The organism is Roseivirga sp., from assembly GCF_034669765.1.
Taxonomy (GTDB): Bacteria; Bacteroidota; Bacteroidia; order Cytophagales; family Cyclobacteriaceae; genus Roseivirga.
The window spans coordinates 655,247-679,314 of sequence record NZ_JAXMOQ010000002.1 but is presented as its reverse complement, the minus strand read 5'-3'; the positions used below and the strand labels follow the sequence as shown (position 1 = coordinate 679,314).

Sequence of the window (24,068 nt, the reverse complement as noted above, 5' to 3'; positions counted from 1 at the left end):
CTAATTCAATACCATGTTAAGAAATCATTTACTAGTTGCCCTTAGAAATATAAAGAAGAGAAAATCCTTCGCCATCATAAACATCTTTGGACTTACTATTGGTATGACCGTCTGTTTTTTAATCTTGACTTACGCAAGATTCGAAATGAGTTATGATCGCTTTCATTCCCAAGCAGAAAATATCTATAGAATAACTGTGGATATGTATGCAGAAGGCACTTTGCAAACTTCAGATGCCCAATGTTACCCTGCAGTTGGCCCTATGGCGGTGGCGGATTTTCCGGAAGTAGAAGACTTCGCCATGGCACGCCATATTGGTCGCTTTTTGTTTAAAAATGAAGACAAAGGCTTTAATGAAGATCGCGTATATTTTGCCAATCCTGGCTGGTTAACTGTTTTTGACTGGGGAATGACGCAAGGTGATAAAGTAACAGCATTGAATGAAGTAGCCAAGATTGTAATCACTGAAAGCGTTGCAAAAAAGTATTTTGGAGATGAAGACCCAATGGGTAAAATTCTAACAGCGGTACCTGGAGGGGCCGAAATCCCAATGCAGGTGACAGGAGTGATTAAAGATGTTCCAGAAAACGCCCACCTTAAATTCGATATCCTAATCTCTTACCAAACCGGAGTTCAATACCTAGAGTGGGATTACAATAACTGGAATGGGAATAATGAATTCATGTATTTAAAAACGAAAGGAGCAAAGCTCGATAATGCTTTTGCCGAACGTTTGAATCAGAGCTTTCTAGCCAAAACAGAAGAAGACAGGGCCGAAAAACTGATCATTCAACCCTTAACTGATATTCACTTAAAATCTGACAAAACCTTTGAAGCAGATGTGAACGGAAATCAAGCAACGGTCAATATTTTATTGGTGGTGGCTTTATTTGTACTCGTGATTGCTTGGGTAAACTACATAAACCTATCTACGGCAAAAGCTTTAGAGAGAGGCAAAGAAGTGGGGGTAAGGAAGGTTTTGGGCTCCAATAGGGGCGCTTTGTTAAGTCAGTTTTTGACAGAGTCTTTCCTGATTAACTTTTTATCATTGGTACTTACACTCACTTTGATTCAAGGCGTATTACCTTTCTTTAACCAGTTTTCTGGGCTCGGTTTAAGTTTCAATGTGTTTTCAGACCTAGCGCTTTTTGGCTTTGTGATGGCCCTACTTTTTATTGGTACGCTGGCTTCGGGTGTTTACCCGGCTTTAGTATTATCTAACTATAAACCGCTTGAAGTGCTGAAAGGTAGCCTTGCAAGTTCCAAAAAAGGAATAGTGCTCAGAAAGGGACTGGTTGTGTTTCAGTTTATGATTACCATGGTGCTTTTGGCAGGAACGATGGTGATTTATTCTCAGGTTCAAGAAATGCGGAATCAAAAATTGGGGGTAAATATAGACCAAACGGTGGTCGTACGATCTCCGCTAGTAGCCGACTCTGGTGAAGCCCAATTACTAAAACGCCAAGCTTTCAAAACCGAACTAAAGCGATTGCCGCAAGTTTCGAATGTGGCTTATTCTGAAACCTTGTTTGGTCAAGGGACTGTTGAAATGAATACAGGAACGGGGATTTATGGCCAAGGCCATGAAGAGGCTAAAAATAGCGTTTTCTTTTTCTACAGAGTAGATGCTGAGTTTGTTCCAACCTTTGGCTTTCAGGTGTTGGAAGGGCGCACTTTCGATAACGAGAGGGATATTTCTGCCAGTGATGATCTCACCGCTATCATGATAAATGAAACAGCCAGAAGAATGTTGGGCTTTAATTCAAACGAAGAGGCAATAGGGGCTAAGGTTTATTTTTGGAGTAATGAAGTTCAGGTTTTGGGCGTGTTTAACGATTACAATCATCATTCTTTGAAAACTAGTGTTGACCCTACCATTTTTTGGTTCGATAAGGAGGGGGATAATGGCAATTACGCTTCTGTTAAACTGAATGTAGAAAATACAGGAGGTTCATATAAAGAGATGGTAGCCAAAATTGAAAGTGCGTATCGAACTGTTTATCCAAATAGTGATTTTGATTATTTCTTTCTGGATGAGAAATTTAACGAGCAATACAAGGCAGATCAGCAGTTTGGAACCGTTTTCGGTGTTTTCGCTTCCATCACTGTTTTTGTTTCTATCTTAGGTTTGTTCGGTTTAGTGCTTTATGAAGTTCAGCAAAAAATCAAAGAGATTGGTATTAGAAAGGTTCTGGGGGCAAACGTTTCTAGCATCATAAAAATGCTGTCGACAAACTTCATGAAGCTGATTCTTCTCTCCGTAATAATAGCCCTTCCAATCACTTATTTTGGTGCCGAAAAGTGGCTTCAAACTTTCTCCTATCAAATTGATTTGGCTTGGTACATCTTTGCTATACCAGCAGTTTTAATCCTTGGGGTTGCCTTTTTAACGGTGGTTTTTCAATCCATCAAAGTAGCTAGACGTAATCCAATTGAGGCCCTACGATACGAGTAATTACTACTACTGAACAAAAGCATCTATTGAAGCCTATCCCGAAGAAAGAATTCTTTGGGATAGGCTTCTGCAGTTTTACCCTTAGGTTATGTTTTGACACAAGCTTGCTGATTTCAAAAATCTACCGAAATATTGTAATAAATTTATGCCTAGATAGAAGGAGATGGATATATACGAATCAATGGGCTTGTTAGGGGCAATTTTAAGTAGCCTTACTTTTTTACCTCAAGTTATTCGAACATGGAAAATTAAAAGCGCTGATGATTTGAGTATGGGGATGCTCGTGATCGTTTTTTGCAGCACAATTGTTTGGCTGATATATGGTTTTGCTTTATGGTTAATACCAGTGCTTATAGCGAATTCAGCTATACTTGTACTCAGCCTTACTTTGATTTTCTTTAAAGTAACTTTTAAGAAAAAGAGAATGAGTAAGACTTCTAAATCCAATTAGTATTGATAAGGCATAAAAAAACCCGATACGATTTACGCAACGGGTTTCTATCAATTGAAAAAACAAAGACTATTCTTGTCCGCCTCCGCCTCCGCCTCTTCTTCCTTGCGTTGGTGGGTTCTCTTTTTTCCATGTTTCATATGCAGTCCATTGGGTTGCACTGAAAATTTTCTTCAATTCTACATCTTTTTCTTTGTCCATTTTGGCTGTTTCTGCCGTCATAGCCTCACGATCCATAGTGCCACTAGCTCTTAATTCGGTCATTTTTGCCGTTTGTTTCTCCGAAGAAACTATAAGTAGATCGTAAACCTTGGTGCGTTGTTCATCTGACAAGCCAAATTTTTCTTGCCAAGTATCTGCAGTAGTTTTGGCTTGTACTTTAGGGTCAGGTCTTTGTCCGCCTTGACCACCGCCACCACGCTGAGCGAATGCTGTTGCTGCTACAGCAAAGAATATCGCCACAATTAATAGAGTTCTTTTTCTCATTTTGATTCGTTTCAGCGTTGGACATACTTAAAGCCAAATGGTTTAATGAGTTAGGCCTCTTTACACTAGGGGCGAAAAATGGATATGAAATGTAATTTCCTTATTTAAAGTCCACTTCGCTGTCTTTAATATTTCGCTCGTATAGCATATGCATTATACCATCCTTGAGACCAACGTCTGGCACCAGAATTTTTCGGCATTTGGCAGACTTCATTACATGCATATATATATGCGAAGCCGGAATGATTACATCTGCCCGGTCGGGGTTAAGCTGAAGTTTATGGATTCTTTCATCTAATGTGAAGCTTGACACATAGGTTTGAATATCCAACACCTCCTTCAAAGTAAGAATACGATCGACTTTACGTTTATTCGCGAGCTCGTAGGTCTTGTTGATATTTCCGCCAGTTCCTATGGCAGTGATTACTTTGTATTTTCCTGCTACGTTTTCCTTAACCCATTTATCTATCTTTTCAAGAATATCTGATGTACCTAATTGCTCAATACTTCTAACAGACCCTACTTTGAAAGATTGAGATGCCACCTTCTTTCCGTTGGAAATTAAGTTGAGTTCAGTACTACCGCCACCAACATCAATATGTAAGTAATTCTCGTTGTCGAGCTTTTTAAGTACCACCTTGTTTATTAGTTCAGCTTCTGCATCTCCGCTTATTATTCTGATTTTGAGTCCTAATAGTTGGTTCACCTTTTCGGCTAACTTGTATCCATTTTCGGCTTCACGCATGGCCGATGTGGCGCAAGCGTAATAATCATCGACTTCATACAAGTCAATAAGTAGTTTGAAAGCGTGCATTAACCTTAAGAACTTGTCTTCCTTTTCAATACCGATTTTTTTTAGTGTAAATACGTCTTGCCCCAGTCTTAAAGGGAACCTTACATACTCTAGCTTTTTGAAGATATGCTGACCTTCATAACTCAACACGTTGGTTACCTGAAACCTAATGGCATTTGATCCTATATCGATTGCGGCTAATCTGAGACTACTCATAGACAAGCGTTAAATTAGAGAATATTATTGTGAGAAGGAGCATGATGTGAATTTTTATGGAAGTATGCTTTATTCAATCTTCTTTGAAAAAAGTTGAGTAATGATCTTCGCTTTACTCTTTATTTACTTTCTTTGCATCACTTATCAAGAAAGACTGAGGGACTAGGCCCTGTGATGTCTTAGCAACCTGTAAAAGCTGGTGCTAACTCCTAGCCTCGAATTATATTCGGGGAAAAGATGGGCCCGCAAAACTCTCTCTACCTTTCTTGATAAGCATTTTAAATGCGAAATATGTCAAGAAATATTAAGGAAATTCTTAAAGAACGAATCTTGGTTTTAGATGGTGCAATGGGCACCATGATTCAAAGACATCCTTTAGAGGAAGAAGATTTTAAAGGAGAAAGATTCAAAGGTCACATGCATTCTCTAAAAGGGAATAATGACCTGCTTTCCATTACCCGTCCAGAAATTATTAAAGATATTCACCGTCAGTATTTTTTAGCTGGAGCTGATATTGTAGAAACCAACACGTTCAGTGGTACTACTATTGCTCAGGCCGATTATCATTTAGAAGATGCCGTGTATGAAATCAACTTCGAGTCGGCTAAAATTGCTAGAGAAGTAGCCGATGAAATAACCGCCCAAGAACCACACAAACCTCGCTTTGTGGCGGGCTCTATTGGTCCTACTAACCGAACGGCTTCTTTATCACCTGATGTAAATGATCCAGGTTTCAGGGCAATTACTTTTGATCAACTAGTACAGGCTTATAAAGAACAGGTAATCGCTTTAACCGATGGAGGTGTAGATTTACTATTGGTAGAGACTGTTTTTGATACACTCAATGCCAAGGCAGCTCTTTTTGCCATTGAAGAAGTTTCTGAAGAAAAAGGAAAGGAATGGCCAATTATGGTGTCTGGTACCATTACTGATGCCAGCGGAAGAACACTTTCAGGACAAACTACACAGGCTTTTTTAATTTCGGTCTCTCATATGCCTTTACTTTCTATAGGCTTAAACTGTGCTTTAGGAGCCAAACAACTTCGTCCATACTTGGAAACGCTTTCTGAAAAGGCCGATTTTTTCACCAGTGCACATCCGAATGCTGGCTTGCCTAATGAATTTGGTCAATATGATGAATCTCCAGAGGAAATGGCCGAGCAAATTGAAGACTTCCTTTCTAGCGGTTTCCTCAACATTGTGGGTGGCTGCTGCGGAACCACACCAGATCATATTAGGGCTATTGCTGAAGTAGCCAGTAGGTATGAACCGAGAAGCTTGGAAAGTCAAGTAATTCAAGATTAAACCAATTCAGAACACTTTTTACTTATTGCATAGCAAATGAGAAACGACAACAGTACACTTCAACTTTCAGGCCTCGAACCCCTAATTGTTACTCCTGAATCTAATTTCGTCAATGTGGGTGAACGAACCAATGTAACGGGTTCTAAGCGTTTTGCACGTTTAATCCTAGAAGAGAAATTTGATGATGCCTTAGAAGTAGCTCGTGATCAGGTAGATGGCGGGGCACAAATTCTAGATGTCAATATGGATGAAGGAATGCTTGATGGTAAAGAGGCGATGGTTAAATTCCTAAACCTGATAGCTGCTGAACCAGATATTTCTCGAATTCCCATAATGATAGACTCGTCAAAATGGGAAATTATCGAAGCCGGATTGAAGTGTGTTCAGGGTAAATGCGTTGTGAACTCAATTTCATTGAAAGAAGGAGAAGAAGCCTTTATCGCTCATGCGAAGAAAGTAAAACGTTATGGAGCAGCTGTTATCGTAATGGCTTTTGACGAAGATGGTCAGGCAGATTCTTATGATAGAAGAATTGAAATCTGTAAGCGTTCATATGACATTCTTGTCGATGTAGTCAAATTCCCTAAAAACGACATCATTTTCGACCCGAATATTTTCCCCGTGGCCACGGGTATCGAAGAACATAATAATAATGCAGTTGATTTTTTCATGGCCACCAAATGGATTAGAGAGAATTTACCTGGTGCTCATGTGAGTGGTGGGGTAAGTAATGTGTCTTTCTCATTCCGAGGAAATAATCCTGTTCGTGAAGCCATGCATTCGGCCTTTCTTTACCATGCCATTCAAAATGGGATGGATATGGGGATTGTAAATCCTACTATGTTGGAGATCTATAGTGATATTCCAAAGGATTTATTGGAAAGGGTGGAGGATGTGCTTTTAAATCGTAGACCAGATTCCACTGAGCGCTTACTCGATTTTGCCGAAACGGTAAAGGGTGAAGGAAAGAAACAAGTAAAAGACGATGCTTGGCGGAAGGAATCGGTTGAAAAACGACTTGAGCATGCTTTAGTAAAAGGAATTATCGAGTTTATCGATGAAGATACGGAAGAAACGCGTCAGAAATATGTAAGCCCACTGAAGGTTATTGAAGGGCCATTAATGGATGGTATGAACGTAGTAGGAGACCTTTTTGGTTCTGGTAAAATGTTTTTGCCACAAGTGGTAAAGAGTGCTCGTGTGATGAAAAAAGCGGTGGCTTATCTTTTACCATATTTAGAGGCAGAGAAGGAAGAAAAAAGACAAGCGAAACTTAATCGTCCCAACCCTTCCTTCTCCCAAGGGGAAGGTGATGATCCCACTTTGGGGGAGACCGAGAGGGGGCTAATTCCAGAAAGGGAAACAGGAAGAAAAATCCTCTTAGCCACTGTAAAAGGTGACGTCCATGACATCGGAAAAAATATTGTAGGGGTGGTTTTGGCTTGTAATAACTACGAGATCATCGATATGGGGGTGATGGTGCCTGCCGATAAAATTCTTGATAAAGCCATTGAGGAAAATGTGGATGTAATTGGCCTAAGTGGCTTGATTACACCATCTCTAGATGAAATGGTACATGTGGCCAAGGAAATGGAAAGAAGGAAGATGAAGTTACCGCTTATGGTAGGTGGGGCCACCACTTCCAGGATTCATACTGCGGTGAAGATTGACCCTGTCTATTCTGGACCTGTAATTCATGTTTTGGATGCCTCTAAAAGTGTACCTGTGGCTGGAGAACTGATTAGCGGAGATCGGAAGGTGGAGTACAATGCTGAAATAAAGAAACAGTATGCCAAGCTAAGGGAAGATCATGCTAACCGAAAAGAAATCAAGCATTACATTCCTTACAGCAGAGCTTTGGGGAATAGACTTAAAGTGAATTGGGAGGAAAAGGAATATGTGAAGCCTAGTTTTATAGGTAATAAGGTCTTTAAAAACTTCGACTTAAATATTATTAGAAAACACATTGATTGGACTCCCTTCTTCCAAACCTGGATGCTAAAAGGAAAATACCCAAGAATTTTTGAAAACGAAACCATTGGAAAAGAAGCTAAAAAGTTATTTGATGATGCTCAAAAAGTCCTTGATGAGGTAATTGAGAAAAATCTATTACAAGCCAATGGTGTGATAGGGCTTTATCCTGCCAATAGTGTGGGCGATGACATTGAAGTATATACCGATGAAACCCGTTCCGAAGTAAAAACTGTATTTCACAGCTTAAGACAACAAGGGAAAAAAGGCACTGGTATTCCAAACTTATCACTTGCCGATTTTGTAGCGCCAAAGGATTCAGGTAAGATCGATTATGTTGGAGGCTTTGCGGTTACAGGTGGCTTGGGTATTGAACCTTTGATTGAAAAATACGAGAAGGATCATGACGACTACAACTCCATCATGATCAAAGCCATTGCCGACCGATTGGCAGAGGCCTTTGCCGAAGCCATGCACGCGATTGTCCGAAAAGAACTTTGGGGCTATGCGAAGAATGAAACATTGGACAACGAATCTTTAATCAAAGAAAGTTATCAGGGAATTCGTCCGGCACCAGGCTACCCTGCATGCCCAGATCATACAGAAAAACCAATACTCTTCGACTTACTCAATGCACAAGAAGAAACGGGGATAATACTCACTGAGTCTATGGCGATGTACCCAGCCTCTTCTGTAAGTGGCCTCTATTTTATGCATGAAGAAGCCAAATACTTCGGTTTGGGTAAAATTGAAAAAGACCAAGTGCAAGATTACGCCAAACGTAAAGGAATGAGTTTGGAAGAAGCTGAGAAGTGGTTGTCTCCAAATTTAGCCTATGATGTCTAAGTATTGAAGTGCTTGGGTGTGGAAGTGTTGAATGTTAAAATTTAATGATAGAGATATGGCGAAGGTGACAAGATTTGAAGATTTAAGGTGCTGGCAGTTGGCTAGAAAATTAACACATCAGGTTTATGTAATGTCTAATCAAGGTCAATTGGCTAAGGATTTCGATACACGTTCGCAGTTCAAGAGAGCAGGGATTTCAATCATGAATAATATTGCTGAAGGATTTGGGCGATTTTCTCCAAAAGACTTTATCAAGTTTCTGGATTATTCTGCTGCTTCCTGTACTGAAGTAAAAAGCATGACTTATTTGATGCTCGATCTCAGTTATTTTCCTGCTGAAGATATAGAGAGCTTACAAAATCAAACTGAAGAAGTGAAGGCCTCAATTTTAGCTTTCATAAAATACTTAAGAAATAAAGTAGGCCAATAGAAGGTGTCGTGAATTACATCAACACTTCAAAACAACAACACACAAGTACATTATAGACATGAAAGTATCCCAACATATAAAAAGAGCGAAAGGTAAAACACTCTTCAGCTTCGAAATTCTTCCTCCAAGAAAAGGTGAAAACGTAAATGGTATTTTTGACGCCATTGACCCCTTAATGGAGTTTAATCCTCCATTTATCGATGTTACTTATCATCGCGAAGAATACATTTATAAGCAGCACCCTAATGGTTTACTTGAAAAAGTAACTACTCGAAAGCGTCCAGGAACGGTGGGGATTTGCGCGGCCATAATGAATAAATACGGGGTAGATGCAGTGCCACATATCATTTGTGGTGGTTTCAGTAGGGAAGAAACAGAGAACGCATTGATAGATCTTGATTTTTTAGGGATAGACAATGTATTGGTGTTGCGTGGCGATGCCATTAAGTCGGAGGGAAGGTTCGTTGCTGATCCTGATGGTCACTCATTTGCTACTGAATTGATGCAGCAAGTATTGGACTTGAATCAGGGGAAATACCTGAATGAAGAAGCAGAAATGGCCAAAACCAATTTTTCTATGGGAGTGGCAGGTTATCCAGAAAAGCACTTTGAAGCACCAAGCCTAAAAAGTGATATGAAGTACCTGAAGCAGAAGGTGGAAATGGGGGCTGAATACATTGTAACCCAAATGTTCTTCGATAATCAGAAGTATTTTGACTTTGTGGAAAAATGTAGAGAAGCAGATATCAATGTGCCAATTATTCCAGGCTTAAAACCCATCACTACGTTGAATCATAGCACTATTTTGCCTAGTATTTTTCATGTTGATTTGCCAGACGAGTTGGTAGATGAACTCGATAAATGCAAAGATAATAAGGCTGCGAGAGATGTTGGGATTGAGTGGTGTATTCAACAATCTAAAGAGTTGATGGCAGCCAAAGTGCCTTGCTTGCATTATTATACCATGAGCAAGTCTCAAATAGTAAAGCAGATTGCTTCAGAGTTGTTTTGATGGTGATATACTAGGGCTTTTCAACCTGTAAGCACTCATACACTTCGTTGATGCCATCTTGTGTGTCAGAAAGCACGACTAAAGTGTCTTCTGCTAAAACTTCAGTGGCCCCACTAGGGGTAATGAATTTGTTATCGCGATTAATCATTGCGATCAGCGCTGTTTTAGGGAAGTTGAGGTCAACTATTTTTTTGTTTACCGCTACGCCATTTGCTGGCATTTTGATTTCGACCATAATGGCCTTGGCGGTTTCTGAAAGCAGATCATCTAAGGGTGATTTTGGTTTAGAATCTTCCGGTAGAGCAACATTCAGCCATTTTGCAATTAGGGATAGAGTAGTGCCCTGAATTAGTACTGAAGAAAGCGAAATAAAGAATACAATGTTGAAGATCATGCTAGCCTTTTCGATTCCTGCAATTAATGGATAAGTAGCAAAAACAATGGGTACGGCACCTCTTAAACCTACCCATGAGATATAGAATCGCCTTCTCATTTTCATTTTAAAAGGCGTTAGGCTTAAGAAGACACTGATTGGTCGAGCAACAAAAATCTGGAAGAGCGAAATCAATAAACCTATGCCTAGAATGGGCAGGATTTCGGATGGATAAACCAAAAGGCCAAGCGTCAAGAAGAGTACAATTTGCATGAGCCAGGCCAAACCATCAAACATTTTTAGGATGGTTTTCTTATGGATTAAGTCTTGGTTACCGAGGTAAACGGCACATAAATAAACGGCCAAAAAGCCATTTCCACCTAGCGCATCAGTACCAGAGAAAGTGATAAACATCAATGAAATCACTAATACAGGATATAGTCCTTCAAACCCAAGCTTGATTCTGTTGATGACATACTTACTTGCCACCCCAAACAGCAAGCCAGCTATTCCTCCTATAATCATCTGCTTCAGAAATAATGGAATGATAATGAGCAGGCTTTGATCAGGGTTGATAACCATGGCGAGAAAAGCAATGGTCAATACATAAGCCATAGGATCATTACTTCCGCTTTCCAATTCTAGGGTAGGTCTTAGGTTATTCCTAAGTGCTAAGTTTTTCCCTCTTAAAATGGAAAAAACTGCTGCTGCATCTGTGGAGGATATAATTGCACCAAGCAAAAGGCCTTCGTAAATAGTGAAATCTGTAATGGCCCAAACAAAGGTTCCCATTGTCACTGCGGTGAGTAGAACCCCCAAGGTGGAAAGCGAAATTCCTTCCCATAATACAGGCTTGATAGACGACCAGTTGGTATCGAGCCCTCCGGAAAAAAGAATGAAGTTAAGCGAAACTACTCCAATGAATTGCGCCACAGAAGGGTTGTCGAAATAGATACCTCCAATACCATCAGAGCCGGCTAACATCCCAATGGCTAAGAACAACACCAAGGTTGGAACTCCAAAACGGTAGGAGGTTTTACCGGCTATAATACTGATGAACAGTAATAGCGAACCAATCAACATGATGTTTTCTATGGTTAAACTCAAGTAGGTAAGTTTAGAATGGACAAGCCTTAAAGCTGCAAAGATAACTTTTGGAGGCTGTTTTCAACAAATACTAATGAATTCATTTTAAAAACGAAGGTCTTACAAACCACAGTTTACAAGACCTTCTTATTTTTATGATGATTTATGCCTGAAGGGCCTCACTAATTTGTTTCTCCCATTTAGCAAGTAATGGCAACTCAGTAGTCACCGAACTGCTTTCGTCCGCATTGTAAAACTCTATGTTTTGAGCTTTACTCTGTGTGTTTGAAGGTGTTAAAGTCAGGTATAAACGCTCAAATATCGTAACAGGGCCATCGTTAGTTTTCACTGTTCTACTCACTTTATTGATAGCACACTTTTTGTATAGCTTTAAGTCGATCAGCTGGATTTCGGGTGTTTCACCTTTCTTTTTGAAGTGAATGAGCTGCTTGGTTTGAGTATCCAAACCCAAACAATACACATAGTTCCATACCTCACTGTGGGTGAGCTTTAAGCCTTTCTCTTGCGTTAACTGAAGAAATTCAGTGAATAATTTCTTTTCCTTTTTCTTCTGCATTCCTTGTAAATAAATAATAGGAAGCACAAATACTGCCATGGCAGCTATTCCAAATAGTGTTGATGATAATTCCATTTTCTTTTAGATATAAATAATATTGGAGGCCGAAGAATTGCATATTGAATTCTGAAACCAAAAAATACACAGTCAACAGATTGTCGACCTAAGAGATAAATGGAATGCTTACGAGAAGGTATGGAAAGGGAAAATGATGTCTTTCACCGAAAGGCTAAGGTTAATTAGTCTGGATTTTGTCAGTACCTTTCGCCAAAGGGCTTGTCTTGTATTATCTGAAGTTGAACTTTTATCAACAGCCCAATGCGGAAGGTAATTGGTGTCGGACTCCTGAAAATTGGTAGATGTCTCATTAACCAACTCATTAAAAATAGGTAAATGAAATAAACTAGAATAGGAAGGAGCAAAAGCATCTTCAACCTGATCTTTAAGGGTTTGTTCAACCTGATTCTTAATCAGAGCCTTGTGCAATAAACTATCCACACTAATGCCATACACCAATAAGGTGAGTGATATTAAAATGGACTTGAACAGACTTTTCATCAATGCAATATTAGAGTATCACTCGCTATTTTCAATTCTTGAGGGCGAGTTTTTTTTGAATAAAGGTTGATATGAACTCACAAATGGGATATAAGAGTCTTTCACCAGTTTATTTATTTGTAACCATAAACGTGGAAATGAGGTTGAAGTCAATTATTAACCGCATTTTTGAGCTCAGCGTTTTACTTTTCCCTATTATTAGACCATGAATGTATACAACCTTATCATAGCACTGTCTTGTGTGATCATTTTTTCACACTTGTTCAATATACTTTCTAAGCGTACAAATATCCCCAGTGTCATCCTTTTGATCCTCTTGGGTATTGGGATAAAGTTTGGACTTGACGCTTACGGGATTAATCAGGACAAGCTGATTTTTAGTACCCTAGAACTGCTAGGGATTGTAGGGCTAATAATGATTGTCTTGGAAGCTGCTTTAGACCTAGAACTAAGTAAGGAGAAATGGCCCATTATATGGAAATCCTTTACTGTGGCTTTAATTTCATTAGGAGGCTGCGCTTTCTTAATTGCGCTAATTATCAATCAATTTTACCAAGAAGACCCTATTATTTCATTGGTATACGCCATTCCCCTTTCTATTGTGAGTAGTGCTATTGTAATTCCGAGCGTAACTAGCTTAATGAAAGACAAAAAGGAGTTCATGATTTATGAGAGTACGTTTTCTGATATTCTCGGTATTATGTTTTTCTATTTCCTTACAGGAAATGCCGAAACTGAGCAAGCTGGAGAAGTAGTCTACGGAATTATTGGTAACATCATTATCACGATCGTCATATCATTCGTTTTTAGTTATGGTTTGGTGTTATTATTTCAGAGGATCGAAGGAGAAGTAAAGCTCTTTTTGCTGATTGCCATGTTGATTTTGATATATGCCATAGGCAAGCAGATGCACCTTTCTTCTTTGGTTATCATCTTAACCTTTGGTTTGGTAATTAATAACAGCAAGCTCTTTTTTGTTGGGAAGCTGCAAAAGTGGATCAAACATGATGTAATAGATAAGATTTTGGATGAGCTCCATCTGGTTACTCGAGAAACGGCATTTGTAGTGAGAACATTCTTCTTTGTGGTATTCGGAACTACGATTAACCTTGCTGCCCTGGTCAACCTAGAAGTCTTGGGGATCAGCTTAATGATTGTCGCTTCGTTCTTTTTGATTCGATTTATTGTATTGAAGGCCTTTTTCTGGAAGAAGTCTATAATGCCAGAATTGATGATTAGCCCTCGAGGCTTAATCACTGTATTATTGTTCTTCTCAATTCCTGTTGAACTTCAATCGGAATTGTTCAATGGAGATATCATTTTGATTACCATTTTGTCAACGAGTATCATTATGACTTGGGGCTTGATTAGCTTCAGTAAAAACACAGATACATTGCCAGAAGGCATTAAAGGAGCACGAAAAATTTCATATTTTATTGAGCGAATGGAGCCAGATTTGAGGACTGCAGAGCCTATCAAGACTCAAGCCAATGCATCCATCGTTCCAAAGAAAGTGGAGCCGAAGGTTGAGCCTAAAGCTGAAATTAAACCCGAAACAAAAGACCCTTCATTAGATAATAGTGAAGAGTTTGAAGGGAATAAATAAGCGATTTCTTAATAGGGATCTACATCGGTGATAAACTCTACTTGCGAGAAGTCCTTTTTTCGAAGGGCTTCTAAGTAGGCGGTTTTAATCTTTTCCTTAACGGAATTGATATTGTATTTACGTTCAATTTTAAGATAGACTTCCATCAGGTATTTATCTCTTATTTTGTTGATAATGGGTTCATGAGGCCCTAAAACACGATATGTACCAAGGTCTTCCTTTAGAATATTTCCCAAAAATTCAGCAGCATCTTTAGTCAGTTTTTTATCCTTACTTCTCACCAAAATCTTAACCATTCTAGAAAAGGGCGGGTAATTAAACTTCTCCCTTTCTCGCATTTCCAAGTCGAAAAAAGTATTGTAATTCTGTTCTGAAATCAGTTTTAGAATGGGCTGTTCTGGATCACCCGTTTGAATAATCACTTTCCCCGCAATGTCCTTTCTGCCTGCTCGTCCGCTTACTTGGGTTGTTAACTGATAGGTGCGTTCCATGGACCTGAAATCAGGGAAATGGATCATTCGGTCAATGTCAAAAACGCTTACTAAACTTACACGATCAAAATCAAGGCCCTTGCTCACCATTTGTGTACCTACCAGAATGTCTATTTTTCCATCTTCAAAATCTTTAATGATATTTTGATAGGCATATTTAGCCCTTGTGGTTTCTAAATCCATACGCTGGATTTTGGCCTCGGGGAAAATCAGTTTAAGATCTTCTTCAATTTTTTCGGTTCCAAAGCCAACCGTTCTAATGCGCTGACTACCGCAAGCAGGGCAGGTGACAGGAACAGGCTCTTTATGTCCGCAATAATGACAGTTGAGTTGGTTTTTATACTGGTGATAGGTAAGGCTTACCGCACATCTTGGGCATTCTGGGGTATAGCCGCAGTCATCGCAGGTAATGAAGTTTGAATAACCTCTGCGGTTCTGAAACACAATGGCTTGCTCTTTCTTCTCCAGTATTTCGCCCAAAGCTTCAATCAATACAGAAGAGAAATTTCCAGTGGCGGTTTTACGTTTCTTTTCAGTTCTAATGTCTGCGAAAACCATCTGAGGTAATTGTGCATCACCATAACGGTTGTTGATGGTCACCAATCCATATTTGCCTATTTTGGCATTGTAGAAGGACTCCACGGAAGGAGTGGCCGAACCTAAAATGGTTTTACCTCCGTGTTTGTGGGCGAGAAAAAGCGCTACATCACGGGCATGATAGCGAGGAGCGGGTTCATACTGTTTGTAAGAGTTTTCATGCTCTTCGTCCACAATGATTAAACCTAAATCGGCAAAGGGCAAGAAAATAGCACTTCTTACACCTACAATGAAATCGAAACGGCCATCCAATAAACCCATCCAAACTTCTACACGCTCATTGTCAGAGAATTTGGAATGATAAACCCCCATTCGGTCACCAAAAACCACTTTTAGGCGGTTTACGATCTGAGCTGTTAGAGCAATTTCTGGAAGTAGATAAAGCACCTGCAAACCATTGTCTAAGGCTTCTTGTATTAAGGAAATGTAGATTTCCGTCTTTCCACTGCCCGTAATTCCATGGAGTAAGGCAGTCGATTTCTCTTCAAAAATATCGAAAATTTCCTGCTTGGCTTTTTCTTGAATTTCAGAAAGGGGAGAAGCTTCAAAAACCTCGGTGTTCTCTTCAAAACGAGAAACGATTTCTTCGAACTGCTCAAATATTTTGTTCTTAATGAGCGTATTCAGCGAGGAAACAGAAAGTCCAGCTTCGTTAATAGTGCTTTTAGGAATACCTGCTTCATTTCGTCCTGGCTTCTGATACACAGGCACCAGTTGAAGGTACTTGAGCAGAATGTCACTTTGCTTTGGTCTTTTCTCAAGTTCTGAAAAAAGTGCTTGAAGTGTTTTTTCATCTTCAGCATAGCTGGCTGCTAGACGTATTTTTTTTACTATTTTGGGTTTATACTTTTCCCTTACTTCCTCATAAATAATGATGACATCTTTCTGAATCAGTGACTTGATGAACTTCAGCGCACTTTTTTGATCAATTGCTTCCGCTGCTTCTTTATAGGTAAGCGAATCGTTGTTCTCAAGTGCTTTTAGAATTAGCAGCTCTCGATCATCGAATGGATATTCACTATCGTTCCAATCGTTGTGTGGGTGCAATTGAATGCGCGATTCGCTACTTAGTTTAAGACCAGAAGGTAAGGAAGCGTTAATTACTTCGCCAAAAGTACACATGTAGTAGTTTGCCATCCATTTCATCACCTCCATTTGCATGCGGGTAATGATGGGCTCGGTATCCAATACTTCTAAAATAGGCTTGGCAGCATAGATCTCTGGTCTGTTCCCGTGTACCTTTTCTACAATACCTGTAACGATTCGTTTTTTCCCGAACTGAACAATGACCCTCGTCCGTTCCTTTATATTTCCACGGTATTCCGCTGGAATACTATAGGTATAAAGCATGGGCACAGGGACTGGTAAAGCCACATCGGCATACAGAACCTGTTCATTTGCATCGTCAATATTGAGTTGTTCTATCGTCAAATTGTTTGGGAAATAACTTGGTTTTGAACCTTTGGCAAGGTTAGAAATAATCCTCGTCTGCCAAAACTATTTTCTATTCTCAATTAGATTTATTGCTTCACTTGCTGAATTTACCGGCAGTTGACAGGCTTTATTGAAACAAACGTAAAAAGTGGTTTGATCATTAAGTCTGCCTCGGTTGGCCAATAGTTCTAGTTTACTCGTGCCTTCGTTTTCTGCACCAACCATTACCTTATTCGGCATAAATTGATCAAAGAAACTAAAGGCTTGTGTTTGAATATCATCACCTACCATAACGATTTCGGCCGTTGGTGTTACCATCAGTGTAGCCAAACAGGCCCAATTGGTCAAATATTGAGGTTCTACCATGACTATTTTCTTGACCCGACCGAGCATTTCGACTGCCATGTCGATATAGGTTTGATTACTGGTAATCGTACCCAAAGCATATAGATTTTGGGCCATCAATGAATTAGACCCTGGAATGACGTTATCGAAAATCTCTTTCTTTCTGGCAATTAATTTTTCAGATTCATCATTGGTGAAGAAGAAAAAGCGTTCCTCTTCATCATAGAAATGCTCAATAGTATATTCTGTCAATTGGACAGCTTCGTTGAGCCATTTCTCATCAAAGGTGACTTGATACAAGGCGCTGAAGGCCTGAGTTACCGCTGCGTAATCTTCCAAATAGGCGTCAATACTGGCTTTTCCTCCTTTATAATTTCGGAATAGGCCTTTTCCATTTTTCATTTTGGCGCAAATGAACTCTGCATTTTTAATGGCCATTTGAAGAAACTCTGGAGCTTGAAAGCTGGCGTAAGCATCCACCAAACCTTTGAGCATAAGTCCATTCCAGCCAGAAAGTATTTTGTCGTCTAAGCCAGGGCGAACTTTGTTTTCTCTTTTCTTGAGCAATTTGAGGTTAGCTGCTTTTACCAAGTCTTGAAGCTCTTCTAAAGAAATATCATGGGCCTTTGCAAATTCTGAATCGGTGAGGTTTCTGTGAGGAATGTTCTTTTGAGGCTCCCAATTTCCCTTTTCGGTGAGGTTATAATAGGCAAATATCAATTCGGCATCGGGGCCAAGTGTCTCGCGAAATTCTGAAGCTGTCCAACAATAGAACTTACCTTCTTCACCTTCGCTATCGGCATCTAAAGCTGAATAGAAACCACCTTCTTCGGTGGTCATTTCTCTTTGTAACCATTCGATGGTTTGAAAAACGATTTCTTTGTAAAGTGGATCTTTTGTGGCTTGAAAGGCTTCAGAATAGAGACTTACAAGCTGTCCATTGTCGTAAAGCATTTTTTCAAAATGAGGCGCAAACCAATCGGCATCCGTAGAGTAGCGGGTAAAACCGCCACCTATTTGATCGTAGAGTCCTCCGAAAGCCATTTTGTTCAATGTGAGTTTTACATGAGCCAAAGCTGATTCGTTTTTATTCGTTTCAAATTCGCGAAGCAAAAAGGTATAAATGACAGGCATTGGAAATTTAGGGGCTTTGTTCATGCCACCCTTTTCCTTGTCAAAATTCTGACTCAGGATCTTGAACATTTGGCTTAAATCTTCTTTGCTATAATCAGTACCAATAGAGTTCAAACCGTACTTTTGAATATCGCTCACGCTGAGCGAATTCATAAAACCTTCAGCTGATTTTTCTAATTCGGCACGTTGTTCTTTAAATACTTTAGCGATTTGAAGCAGCAAATTTGCCCAACCTTGGGCGGGAAAATATGTCCCTCCATAAAATGGCCGTTGGTCGGGTAGGAGAATGGCGTTCAGCGGCCAACCGCCTTGCAAACCCATGGCATGCACGGCATCCATATACACTTGGTCTACATCGGGGCGCTCTTCTCTGTCTACTTTAATGCAAACGAAATGCGCGTTCATTATTTCCGCAATCTTCTCGTTTTCAAAGCTTTCTCGTTCCATTACATGGCACCAATGACAAGCCGAATAGCCAATACTCACGATAATCGGTTTATCCTCTTTCTTCGCCTTTTCTAAAGCTTCTTCACCCCAAGGAAACCAGTCTACAGGATTATAGGCGTGCTGTAAAAGGTAAGGAGAGGAAGAATTGATCAGTCGATTGGCTTGATGAGGCATAGTTATTCGATTTTTGATGTAGAAGAAGGAACGTTGAGTTGTCCTTCAGTACGAAGATCGCATAGAATTTAGAGCCTAAAAAGTTTTCAGGGCTTCTATTCAAAATGAATTTGGATTGGGCGAAATGAAAGAGTTAAATTTCCCTCATCATTGGCCTTGTAAGACAAGTTGGGCCACCACCGCCTTTGTAGCTTATTTCATCACCTTGATAGGTCGTTACCCTGCAACCTGCTTCCTTCAATTGTTCTTCTGTAGAAGGGTTACCGTCCACCATTAGGCAATTTCTGGGAGAAATGGCCAATACGTTACAGCCCATGGAATCAAACTCGTCTTCTGGCACTTCGATAAATTCAAAGCCTCTTCTGATCAATTCATTTCTAAAGGAAATGGGCATTAAAGGAGAGTAAATCACAGCCAAATCTTTATCCACAGGGCTAAGGATAGACATCAGGTGGAATACATCGGAGGGGCCTTTATAGTGTGGTAAATTTACGGTCAGCACCTCAATTCCTTTAGGTTCTAAAAGTGCTTTGAGTTGCCTGATTCCTTCTGGGTTGGTACGGTAGGTATTTCCAACCGCTAACGTTTTTTCATCCAACCATGCTACATCGCCACCTTCTAAGGTGCCTGGCCCTTCAATTTGTCCGAAGATCTTAATGCCAGCTGCCTCATAGGCTTCTCTATGCGACATGGGTTCATTGACTCTGCCAGCTTTACCCATATTGCAGAGAATCATTCCGTAGTCAGTAGCGATAGACGCATCTCTACAATAAATGGAATCCATTTTCACATAATCATTCGAACCAAAAGTCTTTAAGTTCGACCCGAGGAAATAGAAATTCGCTTTAAAGCTATCGTACTCCTGAAGTGCTTTTGGATAGATTGGACATTCTATAAAGTTCAGGTCTATCCACTGTCTGTCAATTACTTGTTGATCTATAAAACCATATTTGACAGGCTTGATCCAAAGGGATTTAATTGTGCCGTATTCCGAATGAGAGGTATGCATTTTAGATTTTTCGTTTACTCCAAATATAGACTGGAATTCCTAATAAAAGACCAATAAAACCAACTGAAACGGCCTCGTGACCAGAGCCAAACATCATCCATATAGAAAATCCGAAGCCTACAAGGGTAAGGATAAAATTGGTAAGTTTTGGCTTGAAACCGTATTTCCTTTCAATGGAAAATAAACCGTATGCCGATACGCTAAAGATATAGGAAACCAATGCGGTAACCGTACTCAACAATATCATATAAGTATAAACATCGGCCAAGCCTTTGGTTTGATTGAGCAATAATAAAACGGTGACGATTATACTTGAAATGATGATACTAAAGTAAGGCGACTCATTTTTATTGATTTTGGCGAAAGGCTTGGGTAGAATTCCATCTTTGGCCATGGCTAGAGGCATTTGACCAGAAATTAGAATCCAGCCGTTTAAAGCACCAAAAGTTGAAATGCAAGCGCCTGCAGCTACAATATACTCTGCATTAGCCCCCCACATTTTAGAGGCGGCATCTGCAAAAGGAGAAGCTGTATTGGCCATTTCTAATGGACTAAGCACCCCGAACAAAGCAAAAGAGCTTGCCATATAGACTATTGTAACCACTATGGTTCCATACATGGTAGCTTTTGGGATCGTTTTTTCAGGTGACTTAATATTGCCTGCTGGTATTGTGGCCGCTTCAATACCTAAAAATGCAAATAGACAGAGGGCTGTACTAATAGTGATGGCTTCTAGAGATGAACTTCCACTGACATTCAATGGCTTGAAGTTATTCCATTCAATAAAGAAAAAGCCTCCAACGGTAATCAGCAACAAGGGTATTATTTTTAACACTGTAGTAATCAATTGTGCTTTTCCACTCCCTTTAACACTATAGCTATTCAAGGCAGTGAGTAGCCAAATTGCTGTTAAACTTGTAATTACCGATAAAACGGGGTTGTTGTTTAGGGCGGGAATAAAAACGCCCAAATAGCTTACAAATGTAATGGCAATGGCAGCGTTTGTAGCCCAGATGGATAGCCAATAGCCCCAACCGACAAAGAAACCGATAAAGCTTCCAAAGCCCACTCGGCTATAGGCATAAGGCCCACCTGTATCTGGAATAGCTTTGCTAAGTCGCCCTAGTATTTTGGCTAAAATAAATGCGCCAATGGCCGCGAACACCCATCCAAAAAGGCTGATACCACCAAATTGCGCCAAAGCAACGGGCAAGGAAAAAATACCAGAGCCAATCATACTACCCACAACAAGTGCGGTGGTCGTCCAAACGCCTAATTTTTTATTGGAGTTTTTGCTGTTGCTCATAGCTGAAAAAATCGAATTAGAATACCTATTTTAGCATGTATTCCATTTGAAATATATTGATAAAAGCTGAACATGCCTAACTACTCCATTCATCCAGAAATTGAAAAAGCACATACACTTCCCTCTAGTTTTTATCGTGACATTCAGGTGTTTGAAGCGATGAAGGAGAAGGTTTTTCTGAAAGCTTGGCAATGGATTGGAGATGAATCTTTGGTGAAATTACCGAAGCAGGTGTACCCGTTTACCTTATTGGATGGCTACCTAACAGAGCCCGTTTTATTGACTCGGACGGAGGATGAAGAGATTCATGGCCTTACTAACGTGTGCACGCACCGAGGAAATATTGTGTGTCATCATCCTGGTTCGGAACGAAAGTTAGTTTGTAAATACCATGGACGAAGGTTTGGCTTGGACGGTGCCTTTGAACATATGCCTGAGTTTAAAGAGGCTGAGAACTTTCCTTGTGCTTCCGACAGTTTACATCAATTTCCATTAAAACAATTGGGACCTTTACTTTTTATGGGGCTTGATCCCAGTTTTGATTTTGAGCCAGTTTTGGAAGGAATGATTGAACGTATTGGCTTTATGCCTTTGCACGAGTTTAGGCATGATGCACAGCGTTCGCAAGATTACTTGGTCAATGCGCATTGGTCCTTGTATTGCGATAATTACCTGGAAGGTTTCCATATTCCTTTTGTGCATAGCGATTTGAATGCGGTGTTGGATTACGGCTCGTATGAAACGGTACTGTATGAGCACATGAACCTTCAAATTGGGTATTCAGACTCTTCTGAAGATACTTTTGACCTACCAGAAGGGCATATGGATTACGGGAAAAACGTGGCCGCTTATTATTTTTGGGTATTCCCCAATATGATGTTCAATTTTTATCCTTGGGGGCTTTCCATTAATGTTGTCAAACCAATTTCCGTTAACCGAACGCGAGTAAGTTTTATTACTTATGTGTATGACGAAAGCAAAATGGACAGCGGAGCGGGGGCTTTATTGGATAAAGTAGAACGCGAAGATGAGTTTGTGGTAGAAGGTGTTCAAAAGGGGATTAACTCTCGATTTTATAAGTCAGGAAGGTATTCACCTAAAATGGAAAAAGGAGTACACCATTTTCACAGCCTATTGTGTAAATTCTTGGAGGATTAAGTATCCTATAAGTTTCCATTGTCAAACAATAACCTTCGTTCAGCACTGCGTTTCAAACACTGAACACTGATCCCCTAGTTAAAATATGTTATTCAACGTCTATTTCAGGGTACTTTAAAGCTTAACCCTTATCTTAGGGTCAAAATATTTTCTATTTCATACGTTGAAAGAGATGTAAACTCAATGTTAGCTTTGAAAACGACTTTTTATACTACTCTTCTTGTTCTTTTTTGTCATCAAGCAATGCTGATGGGGCAGACCCAGGGTCATGTAAAAATGGATAGCATTAGTTCCAGCTTTGATGAACAAAACCCTGTACTTAGTCCTGATGGTAAGCGGATGTATTTTGTCCGTTCAGGGCATGCTAGAAACCAAGGGGGGGTAATTGACCGTGGTGATATTTGGTATTCTGACAAAACAGAAAAGGGTTGGTCTCTGGCCAAACATGCTGGTAGTACTATTAACCACACTGGATTGAATGGTGTTGTGGGTTTTTCAGCCGATGGAGAACGAATTTACCTTTTGAATTATAAAGACTCTGAGGGAAATTTACATAAAGGAATAGCCATGGCTGAATGGGTGATGGATCATTGGTCCGTTCCTCAGCCTTTAGATATCCGTTATTTTGCAAATAATTCTGAGTACATCAGTGGCTCCATTTCACCAGACGAAAAAGTGATGATTCTGTCTTTTAAAAGCTACGATACTTTCGGGAATGAAGATCTTTATGTCACTTTTAAAGAAAGTAATGGCAGTTGGAGTGAGCCTGAGAACTTGGGTGCAGATATCAATACACAGGGGGAAGAATGGTCACCTTATTTGGCTCCAGATTTAAAGACCGTGTACTTCTCATCTAATGGTTTTGAAGGGCAAGGTGGTCGCGATATTTTCGTAAGTCAGCGTAAAGGTAGTTCTTGGACGGATTGGACAAAACCTGTCAATTTAGGCACCGAAGTGAATACAGCAGGAGTAGAGTTAGGTTATGCGATTCCAAAATTGGGAGAGTTGGCCTATTTTTCTTCCACACAAAATAGCGAGGGTTTTGGTGATATCTTTGGTTTCCCTTTGAACAAAACAGAAAAGGTATTACAAGAAATAGTATCGAATACTGAAACTCCAATAACGAAAGTAACTGAACCAAAGGCACAAGAAAAGCCAGTAGTGGTAATGACTATGCAGGTGCTGGATATCAGTAATGATCAGCCAATCAATGGTATTGTGAAACTGAATTTTGGAGAAAAGGAAATAGAGATCAATACCGCAGAACTAGACTCTCAAGAAAAGAAATTTTTAGTGACCATTGAAGAAGGTCTTGAAGTGAATGTTGAGATTAATGCTGATGGTTTTTTAAAATACAAAGAAAGCTTTATAGTTTCTTCCACTCCCCGAAGTGGTGGTAATGAGCTAGAAGGTGTAGAGGGGTTTAAACTGACTTCAAGAGAAGTGGGTACAAAAATCAAGATCGATAATGTGCTTTTTAATGAAGGAACCTCATCATTTGCCAGTGCTAAAGAAGCGGCTGCCCAATTAGGAAAGCTCATTGCTTTGATGGAAAACAACCCTGATTTGAAAATTCGTTTAGAAGGCCACACCGACAACAGAGGTAATCCTAAGTTACTCAAAGAGCTTTCTTTGGATCGAGTGAACACTGTAAAAGATTACTTAGTAGAGAAAGGCCTTTCTGGAAAGCGTATAGAAACCGTAGGCTTTGGAGGCGAAAAGCCCGTAGGTCAAAACTTCAGTGTTGCTGGTCGAGAGTCAAACCGCAGGGTAGAGTTTGTGATTATTAAGTAAAGAACCAAGCAGTT

At 39.9% G+C, this 24,068-nt stretch carries 18 protein-coding genes and 1 riboswitch; of the genes, 9 read left to right on the top strand and 9 right to left on the bottom strand.

Translation table 11 applies throughout. The annotated features are described in order from the left end of the window. Positions 1-13: 13 nt before the first annotated feature. Positions 14-2,455, top strand: coding sequence for an ABC transporter permease (locus tag VOI17_RS05940; protein ID WP_323756326.1), 2,442 nt, complete (start codon positions 14-16; stop codon positions 2,453-2,455). A 163-nt stretch (positions 2,456-2,618) separates the two neighbouring features. After that, entirely contained in the window at positions 2,619-2,906 is a 288-nt protein-coding gene (locus tag VOI17_RS05935; RefSeq protein WP_323756325.1) for a SemiSWEET family sugar transporter, read from the top strand. A 69-nt stretch (positions 2,907-2,975) separates the two neighbouring features. Here the strand turns inward: VOI17_RS05935 and VOI17_RS05930 are convergent, their stop codons facing one another. Together VOI17_RS05930 and VOI17_RS05925 are read right to left on the bottom strand one after the other, a co-directional pair. Beyond that, positions 2,976-3,392 (bottom strand): hypothetical protein, encoded by a 417-nt coding sequence (locus VOI17_RS05930; protein ID WP_323756324.1) that lies wholly within the window; start codon positions 3,390-3,392, stop codon positions 2,976-2,978. A 100-nt stretch (positions 3,393-3,492) separates the two neighbouring features. Next, a complete protein-coding gene (locus VOI17_RS05925) occupies positions 3,493-4,401 on the bottom strand; it encodes a phosphatase (protein WP_323756323.1) in 909 nt (302 codons plus the stop codon). A 138-nt stretch (positions 4,402-4,539) separates the two neighbouring features. Further along, positions 4,540-4,645: riboswitch (SAM riboswitch) on the top strand. Positions 4,646-4,692: 47 nt separating this feature from the next. On the opposite strand from VOI17_RS05925, the gene VOI17_RS05920 reads away from it, so the two are divergent. Genes VOI17_RS05920 through metF form a run of 4 tightly spaced genes read left to right on the top strand, consistent with a single transcriptional unit; the run spans position 4,693 to position 9,965 of the window. Then, positions 4,693-5,706: a homocysteine S-methyltransferase family protein gene (locus VOI17_RS05920; protein ID WP_323756322.1), complete on the top strand. Its 1,014-nt coding sequence runs from the start codon at positions 4,693-4,695 to the stop codon at positions 5,704-5,706. A 36-nt stretch (positions 5,707-5,742) separates the two neighbouring features. After that, positions 5,743-8,523: a methionine synthase gene (gene metH, locus VOI17_RS05915; protein ID WP_323756321.1), complete on the top strand. Its 2,781-nt coding sequence runs from the start codon at positions 5,743-5,745 to the stop codon at positions 8,521-8,523. A gap of 55 nt (positions 8,524-8,578) precedes the next feature. Then, entirely contained in the window at positions 8,579-8,953 is a 375-nt protein-coding gene (locus VOI17_RS05910; RefSeq protein WP_323756320.1) for a four helix bundle protein, read from the top strand. Between the two features lie 58 nt (positions 8,954-9,011). Beyond that, positions 9,012-9,965 (top strand): methylenetetrahydrofolate reductase [NAD(P)H], encoded by a 954-nt coding sequence (gene metF / locus VOI17_RS05905; protein ID WP_323756319.1) that lies wholly within the window; start codon positions 9,012-9,014, stop codon positions 9,963-9,965. Positions 9,966-9,975: 10 nt separating this feature from the next. Here metF and VOI17_RS05900 read toward each other — a convergent pair whose 3' ends face one another. From VOI17_RS05900 to VOI17_RS05890, 3 genes are all read right to left on the bottom strand, one after another. Further along, the gene (locus tag VOI17_RS05900) at positions 9,976-11,445 is read right to left on the bottom strand and encodes a potassium/proton antiporter (protein ID WP_323756318.1); all 1,470 of its coding nucleotides are present in this window, start codon (positions 11,443-11,445) and stop codon (positions 9,976-9,978) included. 142 nt (positions 11,446-11,587) lie between these two features. Continuing rightward, entirely contained in the window at positions 11,588-12,076 is a 489-nt protein-coding gene (locus tag VOI17_RS05895) for a hypothetical protein (protein ID WP_323756317.1), read from the bottom strand. Between the two features lie 108 nt (positions 12,077-12,184). Beyond that, positions 12,185-12,559, bottom strand: coding sequence for a hypothetical protein (locus VOI17_RS05890; protein WP_323756316.1), 375 nt, complete (start codon positions 12,557-12,559; stop codon positions 12,185-12,187). 205 nt (positions 12,560-12,764) lie between these two features. On the opposite strand from VOI17_RS05890, the gene VOI17_RS05885 reads away from it, so the two are divergent. Then, positions 12,765-14,165 carry a cation:proton antiporter gene (locus VOI17_RS05885; protein WP_323756315.1) on the top strand — a complete coding sequence of 467 codons (1,401 nt, stop codon included), beginning with the start codon at positions 12,765-12,767 and terminating at the stop codon, positions 14,163-14,165. A gap of 8 nt (positions 14,166-14,173) precedes the next feature. On the opposite strand, the gene priA is transcribed toward VOI17_RS05885, so the two are convergent. The 4 genes from priA to VOI17_RS05865 all read right to left on the bottom strand — a co-directional run bounded on the left by priA (position 14,174) and on the right by VOI17_RS05865 (position 21,102). After that, positions 14,174-16,684, bottom strand: coding sequence for a replication restart helicase PriA (priA, locus tag VOI17_RS05880; protein WP_323756314.1), 2,511 nt, complete (start codon positions 16,682-16,684; stop codon positions 14,174-14,176). A 66-nt stretch (positions 16,685-16,750) separates the two neighbouring features. Next, positions 16,751-18,787, bottom strand: coding sequence for a thioredoxin domain-containing protein (locus VOI17_RS05875; protein WP_323756313.1), 2,037 nt, complete (start codon positions 18,785-18,787; stop codon positions 16,751-16,753). A 133-nt stretch (positions 18,788-18,920) separates the two neighbouring features. Next, positions 18,921-19,796 carry a dimethylarginine dimethylaminohydrolase family protein gene (locus VOI17_RS05870; RefSeq protein WP_323756312.1) on the bottom strand — a complete coding sequence of 292 codons (876 nt, stop codon included), beginning with the start codon at positions 19,794-19,796 and terminating at the stop codon, positions 18,921-18,923. Position 19,797: 1 nt separating this feature from the next. Beyond that, positions 19,798-21,102, bottom strand: a complete 1,305-nt coding sequence (locus VOI17_RS05865) for an amino acid permease (protein ID WP_323756311.1) — start codon at positions 21,100-21,102, stop codon at positions 19,798-19,800. 72 nt (positions 21,103-21,174) lie between these two features. Here VOI17_RS05865 and VOI17_RS05860 point away from each other — a divergent pair, with 72 nt between their 5' ends. Next, entirely contained in the window at positions 21,175-22,260 is a 1,086-nt protein-coding gene (locus VOI17_RS05860; RefSeq protein WP_323756310.1) for an aromatic ring-hydroxylating dioxygenase subunit alpha, read from the top strand. A gap of 249 nt (positions 22,261-22,509) precedes the next feature. Continuing rightward, complete coding sequence (locus VOI17_RS05855) at positions 22,510-24,054, top strand: OmpA family protein (protein WP_323756309.1); 1,545 nt, start codon at positions 22,510-22,512, stop codon at positions 24,052-24,054. Positions 24,055-24,068 lie beyond the last annotated feature (14 nt).

Bases quoted from the DNA above. Each gene is read 5' to 3' on its own strand.
- VOI17_RS05940 (WP_323756326.1), top strand. From the start codon at position 14: ATGTTAAGAAATCATTTACTAGTTGCCCTTAGAAATATAAAGAAGAGA.
- VOI17_RS05935 (WP_323756325.1), top strand. From the start codon at position 2,619: ATGGATATATACGAATCAATGGGCTTGTTAGGGGCAATTTTAAGTAGC.
- VOI17_RS05930 (WP_323756324.1), bottom strand. From the start codon at position 3,392: ATGAGAAAAAGAACTCTATTAATTGTGGCGATATTCTTTGCTGTAGCA.
- VOI17_RS05925 (WP_323756323.1), bottom strand. From the start codon at position 4,401: ATGAGTAGTCTCAGATTAGCCGCAATCGATATAGGATCAAATGCCATT.
- VOI17_RS05920 (WP_323756322.1), top strand. From the start codon at position 4,693: ATGTCAAGAAATATTAAGGAAATTCTTAAAGAACGAATCTTGGTTTTA.
- metH (WP_323756321.1), top strand. From the start codon at position 5,743: ATGAGAAACGACAACAGTACACTTCAACTTTCAGGCCTCGAACCCCTA.
- VOI17_RS05910 (WP_323756320.1), top strand. From the start codon at position 8,579: ATGGCGAAGGTGACAAGATTTGAAGATTTAAGGTGCTGGCAGTTGGCT.
- metF (WP_323756319.1), top strand. From the start codon at position 9,012: ATGAAAGTATCCCAACATATAAAAAGAGCGAAAGGTAAAACACTCTTC.
- VOI17_RS05895 (WP_323756317.1), bottom strand. From the start codon at position 12,076: ATGGAATTATCATCAACACTATTTGGAATAGCTGCCATGGCAGTATTT.
- VOI17_RS05890 (WP_323756316.1), bottom strand. From the start codon at position 12,559: ATGAAAAGTCTGTTCAAGTCCATTTTAATATCACTCACCTTATTGGTG.
- VOI17_RS05885 (WP_323756315.1), top strand. From the start codon at position 12,765: ATGAATGTATACAACCTTATCATAGCACTGTCTTGTGTGATCATTTTT.
- VOI17_RS05875 (WP_323756313.1), bottom strand. From the start codon at position 18,787: ATGCCTCATCAAGCCAATCGACTGATCAATTCTTCCTCTCCTTACCTT.
- VOI17_RS05870 (WP_323756312.1), bottom strand. From the start codon at position 19,796: ATGCATACCTCTCATTCGGAATACGGCACAATTAAATCCCTTTGGATC.
- VOI17_RS05865 (WP_323756311.1), bottom strand. From the start codon at position 21,102: ATGAGCAACAGCAAAAACTCCAATAAAAAATTAGGCGTTTGGACGACC.
- VOI17_RS05860 (WP_323756310.1), top strand. From the start codon at position 21,175: ATGCCTAACTACTCCATTCATCCAGAAATTGAAAAAGCACATACACTT.
- VOI17_RS05855 (WP_323756309.1), top strand. From the start codon at position 22,510: ATGGGGCAGACCCAGGGTCATGTAAAAATGGATAGCATTAGTTCCAGC.